The sequence below is a fragment of the Microvirga antarctica genome (assembly GCF_017921815.1).
GTDB lineage: Bacteria > Pseudomonadota > Alphaproteobacteria > Rhizobiales > Beijerinckiaceae > Microvirga > Microvirga antarctica.
Genome location: NZ_JAGEMM010000003.1, coordinates 58898 through 71285, shown reverse-complemented (window position 1 = coordinate 71285; position 12388 = coordinate 58898). Strand labels below are relative to the sequence as shown.

Sequence of the window (12388 nt, the reverse complement as noted above, 5' to 3'; positions counted from 1 at the left end):
GTCAGGCGATGGCGGGCTGCGGCGCGCCCGCGAGCCAGTGGTCGAGGAACAGGTCGAGCCAGCGCGCTACGTGCGGATCGTAGAGGTAACGCCCCTCGATCTGGCGAATGCGATCCTGCGCGCCGAGCGTCGCCAGCCGTTCGGACCCCAGCACCGTCCAGCGGCAGATCATGGCGTGGGTGACCTCGGGATGAAACTGCAGGCCGAAGGCCGACGGGCCGACGCGGATCGCCTGGGTCGGAAAATCGTCACCGGTCGCCAGCGTGTCGGCGCCATTCGGGCAATCGAAACCCTCTCGATGCCAGTGATAGACATGGGTCGGCCACCGAATTCCCCACGCGTCTTCCAGAGCCTCGCCGGAGGCCGTCGGCAGCAGCGGGTAATAGCCGATCTCCGCCCGCCCCTCGGGATGCGGCCACACCTTGGCGCCGAGATGCCGGGCCAGCATCTGCGCCCCGAGGCACAGGCCCAGATAGGGCTTGGCCTCCCGCAACGGCACGTCGAGCCAGTCGATCTCCGCCTTGATGAAATCGTCGGGGTCGTTCGCGCTCATGGGACCGCCGAACACGACCGCACCCGCATGATGCGCGAGGGTCGATGGCAAAGGGTCGCCAAAGCGCGGCCGGCGAATGTCGAGGCCGTGGCCGCGCTCCCGCAAAAGCCTGCCGACACGGCCGGGCGTGGAGTGCTCCTGGTGCAGCACGACGAGGATGGGGTCCTTGCCGGCTGGCTTAGCCATGGGCCGGCAGGGCTTGCAGATCTTTGAGAACCTCGGCCTTGAGTTCGGCCAGATCCCGATCGCTGAACCCCAGCAGGCGGCCCGTCCGCCAGATCAGGTCGTCCTCGAACTCGTGAATGGTGCCGTCCATGGCGGCGACCCGGTAGGCCAGTCCGAGGAGGGGTCCGCGATCCTCGAAGGGCACGTCGTGGATGATGCGCTCGATCAACGTGGTGGACGGATCGATCCCCGCCTCCAGGCGGGCCGCATCGTCAAGAAGTCCGCGGGCTGCCTCGGGCGCCAGTGCAAATCGGGAGCCGAGCAAGACGAGAAGTCCGTCTGTCTCAACCGGGAGCACCCGCCCGTCGGCATGAGCAACCAGTATGAGGAGAGCCGCGGCCGTGAGCTGTTCTTCATGGGCCGCCGAGGGGGGGGCGGCAAGACGGAGTGCATCACGGAGGGACGAAATCACGGACATGACACAGTATTCAGGCTGGCCGTGCTTGGCGCAAGCCCCAGTTGGTGGAAATGCGCGGTTTCGTACTGAGCGAGGTCCATCTCGCAAGGAAAGACGAAACGTCGCAGCGTTGCGCAAATTACTGGCATTTTGCGGTCGTTTCGGACTCCAGTGGCGGCTTCTGCGGGGGTCTTGGCGTTAAAACGAGACGTCAACGGCCTGCGGCGGCTGGCATCAGGCTCCGCCGGGAGTGATTTGCGGTCGATCTTTTGCGGATTTGCGCAGGGGTGCTAGAACCTCGCGGACCTCGGCCGATTCTCCATGACAATGGCCGGATAAGAAGACATATTTCCTGCTGCGGCCGCCATCGAGCATCGGTCGCGCTACCTAGGGTGAGCCTGTGACCGAAAGCATGACAAGCAGCGGCGAACTGACCGGCCTGCGCATCCTTGTCGTGGAAGACGAAGCTGCGATTTCGCTGCTGCTCGAGGACATGCTGCTGGATTTCGGCTGCGAGGTCATCGGTCCGGCGGCACGCCTGTCGGCAGCGCTCGAAACCCTGGCACGCGAGAAGGTCGACCTGGCCATTCTCGACGTGAATGTCGCGGGCGAACCGATCTATCCGGTCGCTGAGGCGCTGGCCAAGCGGGCCATCCCGTTCGTGTTCTCGACCGGCTACGGCAGCGCCGGCATCCGGGACGCCTACCGGGATCGTCCCGTGCTGCAAAAGCCCTTCGCCCAGAACGACCTGAAGGTGAAACTCCTGCTGGCGCGCGCCTCGCAGGCCTGAAGCCGGAGACGGCGGTCGCGCCCCCATTGACCATGTGCGGTAAAACACCGCGCCAAGGCCGTGAATCCTCTTTGAAGTCAAGCTTCCTCTGAGTAAACTTCTGGTTCTCAGAGTTATAGTATAACTTCAGAGTCCATGTTCAGATCGCCGCACCCCCTTGGCCTTTTCGCCGCCGCCAGCATCCTCGCATTGACCTGCGGGATGGCAGTCGCCCAGTCGCCCATCCCCCGCCCGACAGCGGTGGCGGGGTCCATCGTGGCTGTCAAAGGTGGCGAGGAGTTGCGCTTCGTGCGCGAAGAAGCCTGGCGCGCCGCCGAAATCCGTCAGGATGTGGTGGGCGGTGACGTGCTGCGCACCAACGCCCTCGGCAACCTCGCCATTCTGTTCGCCGACCGGACCCAGATCCGGGTGGGACGCAACTCGACCCTCAGCGTCAATCAGGTTGCCAGCAGCGATGCCGGGACCACCGACCTTACCCTTCAGAGCGGCACCATCTGGGCCCGCGCCGCCCGCGGGGGAAGCGGCGTCGACGTCAAGACGCCGGCTGCGGTTGCGGCCATTCGCGGGACCGACTGGTCCATGTCTGTCGACGGGTCGGGCAAGACCGGGTTGGTGGTCCTCGAAGGGGTCGTCGAGCTGAAAAACGCCCAGGGCTCGGTCACCGTCCGACAGGGCGAGGGCGCTGTCGCATCGATCGGGCAGGCACCGACCAAGTTCGTGCTCGTCAATTCCAATGATCGCGAGCAGATGCTGTTCTACCTCACCCTTCGCGATGCCTTCACGTGGCTTCCCGCCTCGCCCTTGAAGAGTCGCGCCCTACGGGAGCAACGCGCGCGCATCGAGGGCATTCCGAAGACTTCGCGGAGCACCGGCGACTGGCTCGACCTCGCCGAGGCGGCCCTGGCGCTCGACGGCCGTGCGGTAGCCAAGGCGGCGCTGGCGGAGGCCCGCAGCCGCCCCCTCGACAGAAACCTCGCCGCACGCGCCGATCTGGTGGCGGGCCTGCTCGCAGGCTCCGAGCGGCGCTGGAGCGATGCGGCGAGCCTGTTTTCCAGAGCCGAGAAAGGCCTCGACTCAAAGCGCCGCATCAGCGCCGCCTATGGCCGCTATATCGCGGCCTCGCTGGCTGATCCCAAGCGCGTTCAGCCCGAACCCGCGATCGGCCGCAACGATGCCGAAGCCGCCTTGGCGCGCGCCTATATTCTCGGGTTCAAGCAGGATCTGAAAGCAGCCTTCGCGGCCGCGAAGGAAGCCGAGAAGCGCTTCCCGGGCGATGCGCGGCTTGCCGTGTTCTCGGCGCAGGTCGCCTTGGCCCTCAACGAGCGCGAGGCCATGCGCGAAGCTGTCGCCCGCGCGCGTCGGATCGATCCGGATGATCCCGAGGTGCTCCTGGTGAGCGGCGTCGTTCGCGGCGACATCGACGGCGAGGTTGTGCGCGCGCTGACCGAATTGCGGCAGGCGGCGGCAACCGCGCCCGGACAGGCCGAAGTCTGGAACACCATCGGTCTCTTCGAGTCGGATCGCGGTTCGCCGATTGCCGCCGAGGAGGCCCTGCGCCGCGCAATCGTGGAGGATCCGCAAAGCCCGGTCGCTTATGCCAATCTGGCGATTCTCCTGCTCGACCAGAGCCGGGTGGACGAGGCTGGAACGCTCATCGACAAGGCGCTTGAACTCGATCCCTCATTCAACGTCGGCTATGTGGCGCGCGGCCGCTACTTCCTTCAGAAGGGCGAGACAGCCAAGGGCATCGAAGCGGCGCTTGCCGGGTCCACTGCCAATCCGGCCTATTCCCAGGGCCTTCTGGTCACGGCCATCGCCTATTACCAGAACGGCGACGACGATCTCGCCATGCAGGCCCTCGACAATGCGGACCGGCTCGATCCCAACGACCCGGTGGTCTCGGTCGTCCGCACGGCCATTGCGCTCGACGCCTATCAGGCCGACGAGGCCGTGCGCGCGGCGCGCGAGACCGTGCGGCGGTATCGGCTCCGGGGCGGCGACTATGCGGGCCTGGCGGTCAACCGGGATGCCGGGTCCTACCCGGCCCAGGCCTATCGCTTCATCGATCTCGACGAATGGGCCCGCTTCTACGGCGACCGGGTGTTCGATCCCTTCACGGCGTCGAGCTATTTCGACCAGGCCGTGGCGCGGCGCCAAAGCCTCCTCGTCAACCGGCCAAGCGCCGCCACGGCGTTCAGCGCAGAGCCGGACCTGACGAGCTTCAACCTGACGATCCAGGGCCTGTTCTTCGATCCCCTCGCGGTCTCCGCGCGCGTCGGCCGGCAGGATCTGGTGCGCCGACCCTTTATCGATACCGAAATCGGCGGCAGCCTTCTGGTCCGCAACCGGCGCGCCGGCTGGGGTGCGGACGCGACCGTGCAGGGCTTCAGCAACGATCCCGCCCCAACCTCATTCTCGCTCACCGCTGGACGCGTGCGGGCGGCTGGGCGCGAATCGCTAGACAACGACAGCGCGTCGAACGCCTCCCTGTTCGTCGGGATGGCGCCGGATGCGGTCAACCGTTTCCTGATCTTCGGCTCAGCCAGCAATGAGCAGCCGGGGCTTGCCGCCATCAACACGCCGACGCGCTATTTCACCGGCACATCCGACAACACCGCCATGCAGGCCGGCGCCGGTTGGAGCCATTCCTTCGCCGACCGCAACGTGCTCACCGGTGCCGTCTACGCCAATCGCGGATTTGAGCGCCGCTTCGTCAACAGCGCGAATCTCGATCTCGATCTGCTGACCGCCGCCGAGTTCTGGCAACGCAACCGCACCGACGGTGTGGTGGCCGCCCTGAACCACAGCATCGGCATCAACGACCTGACGTTCCGCTACGGGATCGAGGGTCAGGTCGGAAGCACGTTCAACCGGAATTTCGGCCAGCAACTCGTCGTCAACCGGTTCACCGGCGAGAGCCAGCTTTTCGATCTGACGAGCCAGCAGGATGCGGATTTCCGCGCCAACCGAATCTACGCCGATGCTTTCTGGCGACCATCCGACAGGTTCGAGGCGCAGGTCGGGATCCAGCGCACGTCGCTCAGCGTCACCGGCCAGCCCGACGAGACGACTGTGTCGCCGCGGATCGGCATCGGCGTTTCCCCGCTGGAAGGGCACTGGCTCCGGGCCGCCTACCGGCAGGATGGGGAATTGCCGCTGAGCTTCACGCTGGCGCCCGTCACGACCCTCGGACTGGTTCCCAACAGCATTCCGGTGGCTCTTGGCGGGCGCACCGACACCCTGGCCCTGCGCTGGGACGCCGAATGGTCGCCGCATTTCTTTACGGCGGTCGATTACCAGCATCAGGATGTGCGCTTCATCGATCTGCCGGTCGCCAACACGTTCGACACGATCGCGATCGGCAAGGCGAGCGTGGACCGGCTCGCCGCCACCGCCAATCTCTGGCTGGGCGGCGGGATCGGCGTGTTCGGGACTGTCGGCACGAATTCCAGCGAGATCCGCTCCGAGGAGGCCCCCGGACGGGATGTGCCGCTTGTCGCGGATCGGTTCGCCCGCGCCGGCGTGACCTTCGTCCACCCCAGTCGCCTCAAGCTGACGATTGCCGGCACTTACGTGGGCGATCGCGCGCGCAACCTCGTCGGCGGCGTGCTTGACGATTACTGGACGGCCGACGCGGCCATCACCTGGGAAACGCCAGACCGCCGTCTGATGATGGGCGTGACGGTGCTCAATATCCTCAACACGGATTACGAGATGACGCCCGGCATTCCCGGTCCGACCCGGGCGGTGGCCGCGACCCTCAAAGCGCGGTTCTGACCGTGAGTCCTGCCGCCCCGACGGCCCGGTCGCGGCGGGATGGGCTCTGGCAGCACCTGGCGATGGCAGGCCTCGTGGCAGGCCTCCTGCTGCCGCTCTCCCTGGTCCCGGCCTTCCAGCTTGTCGATGCCCGCGTCTACGACCTTCTCTCGACGATCATGCCCGCCCGCCCTGCAGAGCCGGGGGCCGTCATCGTTGCGATCGACGAGCCCTCGTTCTCGGAAATCGGACAGCGATGGCCCTGGTCGCGCGCCCTGCATGCCCGGGTGCTCGACGAATTGCGTGCGGCCGGCGCGAAGGTGGTGGGGTTCGACATCATCTTCGCGGAACCCTCCGACCCTCAGGCCGATCAGGCTCTGGCCAAAGCCCTCGGCCCGGATGTGGTTCTGGCCGCCGACGATGTCACCACCGGGTTGGAGCAGGGCACCCAGGTCACCCGCGTTCAGCCACTGGATCTGTTCCTTGATGCGGGCGCTGCAGCGGGTCTGACCTCGGTTTCGCTCCATGGCGACGCCGCGCTCCGCGACGTGCCGCGCGCGCCCGACAGTTTCGCCGCCGAGATGCTGCGCAAGGCCGGCATGGCGGCGGCGATCCCGCCGCTCGGGGCCCTGATCCAGTATTTCGGCCCGCCCCGCTCCTACCCGACCGTGTCCTATTATCAGGCGCTGGATCCCGGTACCTTCTTGCCTCCGGGCACCTTCAAGGACCGGATCGTGCTGGTGGGCCTGAGCCTGAAAGCATCGGCGGCGGCCGATAGCGGTGCGCCCGATTCCTTTCCCACCCCCTACACCCTGAGCACGGGCAGCCTCACGGCGGGCGTGGAGGCGCAGGCGACCATTCTCGACAACCTGCTTCATGGGCTTTACGTCGTGCCGGTCTCCCGGCTCACGGCCCTCGGCCTCGTGCTCGCCGCCAGTCTTCTCGGCGCGTTCCTGTGCCGCGAGGGGGTCAACTGGCGAAGCGGGTCCTCGACCCTGCTGCTGCTGGCCTTCTGGATCATCGGCAGCTGGGCCCTCCTGCGCTTCGGCCGGGTCTGGGCCGCGCCGGTGCTTCCGGTCTCGGCGACTCTCCTCGTGGTGGCGACCCGGTTCGGGGTCGATTATGCCCGCGAACGGCGGATGCGGCGGGCCATCTCCACCGCGTTCTCGCGCTATCTCTCGCCGGACCTGGTGGCCCAGCTCGCCGCCGATCCGTCGGCGCTCAAACTGGGCGGAGAACGGCGCAATCTGACGATCCTGTTCTGCGACGTACGGGGATTCACCAGCCTGTCCGAGCGCCTCAAGGATCAACCGGAGCGCCTGACAAGCCTGATCAACCGCCTCCTCGACCCCCTGTCCGAGGCTGTGCTGGCCGAGGGCGGGACGATCGACAAATACATGGGCGACTGCATCATGGCGTTCTGGAACGCCCCCCTGCCGCGCCCCGACCATGCGGCCCGCGCCGTGGCGGCGGCGGCACGGATGATGACGGCCGTCACGGTGCTCAACCGCACCCTGAAGGACGAGGAGGGCGACAGCGCGCCCGTCTTTGCCGTCGGCATCGGGATCAACAGCGGGGATTGCGTCGTCGGCAATGTGGGCTCGCGCTGGCGCTACGATTATTCCGTGCTCGGCGACACCGTGAATCTCGCGTCCCGGCTCGAAGGCCTGTCCAAGGAATACGGCGTCTCGGTCATTCTGGGGCCGGACACCGCCGAGGCGGTTCAGGCCGGTCATGCTCTCATCGAGCTCGATCGGATCGCGGTGCGCGGCCGGGCATCCGAATCCGCCATCTACACCGTTCTCCATCCCGGACCCGGGGAGGCGGACGCCTTCGCTGATCTGGCCCGCCAGCACGCGCTTCTGATGACGGCCCTTCGTGCAGGCGACCGCGCCGAGGCCTTGCGGCTTCTCGCGCTCTGCGCCCCTGTCACGCCGGTGCTCGCCCGCTATTACGACCGGCTGCGGGCGCGCATCCCGTCCGACGGCGACGAACAGGCGGTGGCAGCGGGCGGTTCGGCTTAACCGGCAAGGAGCCGCTTTTGCAAGCCGTTTGCAAGTAGAAACAATGACTTGCACCAGAATGACCGGGCTTTATAAGGTCCGTCCGAACCGGCAATCCAGACTCCTTTGATGGTGTGAAGCGATGGACAAGATCCAAAGACTTGCCATTGGCAGTATCGTCATCGGGACAATCGTCCTCGTCCTGAAGTATGTCTCCTACCGTCTCACCGGCAGCGTTGCGCTCTATTCAGACGCGCTGGAGAGCATCATCAATGTCGTCACCGCAGTGGCGGCCCTGATGGCGGTTCGCCTCAGCGCGGAGCCGGCCGACAAAAATCACCCCTACGGCCACCAGAAGGTGGAATATTTCTCGGCCGTCCTCGAGGGCGTCCTCATTCTCGTGGCCGCGATGGTGATCCTGCGCGAAGCCTATGCGGGGTTTTTCGACCCGCGGCCGCTGGAAGCACCCCTCGTCGGTCTGGCCGTGAACGGTCTGGCAACGCTCATCAACGCCGGATGGTCGTGGCTGCTCATTCGCGAGGGCCGCCGCCTGCGCTCCCCTGCCCTTGTCGCGGACGGACGTCACCTGCTGACGGACGTGATGACCTCCGGCGGCGTGATCGCGGGCCTGCTGCTGGTGCCGTTCACCGGCTGGTACTGGCTCGATTCGGTTCTGGCCGCACTTGTCGCCGTCAACATCATCTGGTCGGGCTGGGCGCTGATCAAGGAGAGCATCGGCGGCCTGATGGACGAGGCGCTTCCCGAATCGATCCTCACCCGCGTGCGCGAGATCATCGCCATCAATGCCGAAGGCGCGATCGAGGCGCACGACCTGCGCACCCGCCATGCCGGCCGCCTCACCTTCATCGATTTCCACCTCGTGGTGGAGGGCGGGATGAGCGTCACGGAGGCGCACGACATCTGCGACCGGCTCGAGCGCGCGCTCAAAGCTGATATCGGCGATGCCCAGGTGACGATTCACGTGGAGCCCGAGAACAAGGCCAAGCACGCCGGGATCGTCGTCCTTTAACGATAAAGGCCGCGTGTCGCCTCAGGCCTCCGTCGGCAGGAGCCCGCCCTCGCGCAGAATCCGCTCGAGGTCATGGGCACCGACCGGGGGCGCAAACAGAAAGCCTTGCACCTCCTCACACCCGATGGCCCGCAGCCAGGCAAGCTGTGCCTCGGTCTCGACCCCTTCGGCGACGATTCCCTTTCCCAGCGCCTTGCCGAGCGCCACGATGGCCGCAACGATCGCGCCGCCCTGCGGAGAGGCAATGTCGCGCGTGAACGAGCGGTCGATCTTGAGCGTGTCGATGGGCAGGCGATTGAGGTAGGACAGGCTCGAATAGCCGGTGCCGAAATCGTCGAGAGAGACGGTAAAGCCCGCCTTCTGCAGGCTGGTCAGGCCATCGGTGATGCGCGGTTTCGGCTCGACCAGCGTAGTCTCGGTAATCTCGAGTTCGATCTGCCGGGCAGCAATGCCGTATTTCTCGGTCGCGGCAATGAGCGAGGCATAGAAATCGTCCCGGCGCGCCTGCATCGGCGACACGTTGATGGAGACGCGCAGGTCCCGCAAGGCCGTGCCGCCCCAGGCCTTCAACTGCCCGCAGACCGCCTCGATCACCCAATGGCCCACGAGCGTGATGAGGCCGGTCTCCTCCGCGATCCGGATGAAACGGGTGGGCTGAATCAGTTCGCCGTCATGACGCAGGCGCACCAGCGCCTCGACACTGGTCGCGCGTCCCGACGTGAGATTGATTCGGGGCTGGAATTCGAGCTCGAGGGCGTCGTTGCGCAGCGCCTGTCGCAGGATGGCTTCCATGCTGACGCGCTCGCGCGCGCCCTCGTTCATCGCCTCGGCGAAAAACTGGTAGCTGCCACGTCCGTTGCGCTTCACATCATAGAGAGCCACGTCGGCTGCCTGCATAAGAGCGTCACTGCTGCGCGCATCGAGCGGGTAGAGCGAGATGCCGACCGAGATGCCGATTTCCACCGGGTCCAGCAGACCCTCGAGGTGAAACGGCGCGCTGACGGCGGCGACCACCTGCTCGGCCAGAACGCTGACGGAGCGCGCAGACACATGCGTCTGCGGCAGCAGGATTCCAAACTCGTCCCCGGCCCAGCGGCTTAAGGTATCGCCGCTGCCGATGCATTGCCTCAGGCGGCTTGCAGCCTCCACGAGAACCCGGTCCCCCACCGCGTGGCCGAGGGTGTCATTCACGTGCTTGAACCGATCGAGGTCGCAGAACAGGACCGCCACGCATCCGCCGGTGCGGTGCGCGTGACTGACAGCCTGCTCGAGCCGGTCGCGGAACAGCGTCCGGTTCGGCAGATCCGTCAGCGCGTCGTGATGGGCCATATGCTCCATCTGTCCGGCCAGCGCCCGCTGCTGCGTGACATCGTGGAAGACAAGAACGCCGCCCACGACGGCGCCGGAGCGGTCGCGGATGGGAGCCGCGGAATCTTCGACCGGGATCTCTCGGCCGTCCCGTTGCTGCAGGATGGTGCCGGTGCCGAGCCAGATGACCCGCTCCTCGCTCACCGCAAGCGTGAGAGGGTTGAGGATCGCCGCCCCGCGTTCATAGGAGATCGCCCGGTAGACCTCGTCCACGTGGTGTCCATGGGCCTCCTCGAGGCGCCAGCCGGTCAGGGTTTCGGCGACGGGATTGAGGTAGGTGATGCGGCCCGCAACATCGGTGGTGACGACCGCGTCGCCAATCGACCGGAGGGTGACCTGGGACAGTTCGTGTTCTCGAAAGAGCCGCTCCTCGGCGACCTTCCGATCCGTGATGTCCTGGACCTGGGAGACGAAGTAGAGTGGCACGCCGGCCCCGTCGCGGACAAGCGACACACTGAGGATGGCATGCACGTCAGCGCCGGTCTTGTGACGGTAGCGCTTCTCCATGGCGTAGGAGTGCTGGCGGCTTTCCAAAAGCGCAATCGTCGCGGCGACATCGGACGCCAGATCGTCGGGGTGAGTGATCTCCTGAAACAACAAGTCGTTGAATTCATCCGCCGAATAGCCAAGCATCTGGCACATCGCGGCGTTCACCTGCAGATAGCGCCCCTCCGGGCTGACGATGGCCATGCCGATGGCAGCGGATTGGAATGCGCCGGAGAAGCGCGCCTCGCTCTCGATCAGCCGCACCTCCAGGGCACGCCTTTCGCTGATGTCAGACACCAGGATGAAGAAGCCTCGCACCGCCCCGTCCGGCCCAACGTCGGGGGAATAACTCCCATGCACGTATCGCGGACGCCCAACCGTCAACAGTTCCTGCTCGTACTGCACCGCCTCGCCCGCGAGCACCCGGGTGATGAACGGCTCCAGCCGGCGGTAATTGGTTTCGCCCAAGACCTCGCGCATGGTCTTGCCCAGCGCCGCCTGTGGATCGATGCCGTACCAGTCGCGATAGGCATTGTTATTGAAGAGATAACGTTCGTGACGATCGGCGTAGGCCATCAATGCCGGAACATTGTTGAGCACCGAAAGGCCGATTTGGGTTGGCACTGACGAAATGTCTCCCTCTCGGAACCGTGCGGGCGGGCAGTAGAAGCTGAGCTGAGCCTACCCTAAGCCAAGTATCGGAACATGCGAGGACTTTCGCGTCCCGTCTGATTCGGCCGCGGGAATTCAGCCGACTCGGCAGTTTGATGGGCCACGGCCCTTCAACAGGCCAGCGTCACGGACCTTGACCTTACACGGGGCAATTACGCGCAACGAGCGCGGTGGATTTCCTCGCCGAGTTTCGGTAGAGACCGTCGACGGATGGCAAAGGTGCCGTCCCGCAACGACCGGGCCGCGTGCCGGATTGTTCGCGATCTGCCGTGTGCCCGGAGGGCGAAACGCATTGTCGAACCCGCATCCTCTGCCTCACGCCGACCGGACGCCTCGGACCATCCTTGTCGTCGAGGATGAGATCCTCATCAGGATGCTGATCAGTGATGAATTGCGCGACGCGGGTTTCGAGGTCATCGAGGCGGCCAGCGCGGATGACGCCCTCGGCGTTCTCGCGTCGGGACATCCCATCGATCTGGTCTTCACGGACGTGCGCATGCCCGGCTCCATCGATGGCGCCGAACTGGCGAGCCGGATCAAAAAGAACCATGCCGAGATGCAGGTCATCCTGACCTCGGGCCATCTGCCGGCGCACGAAGCGCTGTCGATCGCGCCGTTCATCGCCAAGCCCTATTCCATCGCCAAGGCGATTGCACTGATCGACGCGACCCTCGGTTCCATCTCAGATCTGGGCCTATCCGCATGACGTCTTCGAAATCCTGCATTCTTGTCGTCGATGCGGACATTCTGGTGCGACACGCCCTCGCCGAGTATCTGCGAGATTGCGGCTATCGGGTCATCGAGGCCGTCAACGCGGATGAGGCCATGGCTGTGCTGATGGAGCCCACGGTCACGCCGCATGTGGTTCTGGCCGACGTCACCGATCCGGAGATCTTCGACGGCTTCGGCCTCGCGCGCTGGATCCGCGCCAATCGCACGGGCGTGGAGGTCATTCTCGTCGGGTCGATCAGGAAGGCAGCCGCGGAGGCTGCCGAACTCTGTGAAGAAGGTCCTCATCTCTCCAAGCCCTATGAACCGGCCGTCGTGGTCGATCGCATCAAGAAGTTGCTGGCGGCGGCGGCGCGAGCCCAATGAGGTTGTGCGGTTT

General features: G+C 65.7%; 9 protein-coding genes. 6 read left to right on the top strand and 3 right to left on the bottom strand.

The genetic code is table 11. The features are described 5' to 3' along the window. Position 1 precedes the first annotated feature (1 nt). Positions 2 to 739, bottom strand: a complete 738-nt coding sequence (locus tag J4G32_RS11525) for a glutamine amidotransferase (RefSeq protein WP_210492557.1) — start codon at positions 737 to 739, stop codon at positions 2 to 4. Further along, positions 732 to 1196 (bottom strand): tellurite resistance TerB family protein, encoded by a 465-nt coding sequence (locus tag J4G32_RS11520; RefSeq protein WP_210492551.1) that lies wholly within the window; start codon positions 1194 to 1196, stop codon positions 732 to 734. The genes J4G32_RS11525 and J4G32_RS11520 overlap by 8 nt, the downstream gene beginning before the upstream one ends. A 391-nt stretch (positions 1197 to 1587) precedes the next feature. On the opposite strand from J4G32_RS11520, the gene J4G32_RS11515 reads away from it, so the two are divergent. The 4 genes from J4G32_RS11515 (at position 1588) to J4G32_RS11500 (ending at position 8754) form a co-directional block, all read left to right on the top strand. Next, positions 1588 to 1965, top strand: coding sequence for a response regulator (locus tag J4G32_RS11515; RefSeq protein WP_210492548.1), 378 nt, complete (start codon positions 1588 to 1590; stop codon positions 1963 to 1965). A gap of 201 nt (positions 1966 to 2166) precedes the next feature. Then, positions 2167 to 5742, top strand: coding sequence for a FecR domain-containing protein (locus J4G32_RS11510; protein ID WP_210492541.1), 3576 nt, complete (start codon positions 2167 to 2169; stop codon positions 5740 to 5742). A gap of 2 nt (positions 5743 to 5744) precedes the next feature. After that, a complete protein-coding gene (locus J4G32_RS11505; protein ID WP_343232641.1) occupies positions 5745 to 7745 on the top strand; it encodes a CHASE2 domain-containing protein in 2001 nt (666 codons plus the stop codon). Positions 7746 to 7866: 121 nt separating this feature from the next. Further along, positions 7867 to 8754 (top strand): cation diffusion facilitator family transporter, encoded by an 888-nt coding sequence (locus J4G32_RS11500; protein WP_210492535.1) that lies wholly within the window; start codon positions 7867 to 7869, stop codon positions 8752 to 8754. Positions 8755 to 8775: 21 nt separating this feature from the next. On the opposite strand, the gene J4G32_RS22090 is transcribed toward J4G32_RS11500, so the two are convergent. After that, positions 8776 to 11232, bottom strand: coding sequence for a sensor domain-containing protein (locus tag J4G32_RS22090; protein ID WP_210492527.1), 2457 nt, complete (start codon positions 11230 to 11232; stop codon positions 8776 to 8778). Between the two features lie 340 nt (positions 11233 to 11572). On the opposite strand from J4G32_RS22090, the gene J4G32_RS11490 reads away from it, so the two are divergent. Further along, positions 11573 to 11986 (top strand): response regulator, encoded by a 414-nt coding sequence (locus J4G32_RS11490; RefSeq protein ID WP_281413559.1) that lies wholly within the window; start codon positions 11573 to 11575, stop codon positions 11984 to 11986. Beyond that, a complete protein-coding gene (locus J4G32_RS11485) occupies positions 11983 to 12375 on the top strand; it encodes a response regulator (RefSeq protein ID WP_210492516.1) in 393 nt (130 codons plus the stop codon). The genes J4G32_RS11490 and J4G32_RS11485 overlap by 4 nt, the downstream gene beginning before the upstream one ends. The last annotated feature ends 13 nt before the right edge of the window (positions 12376 to 12388 follow it).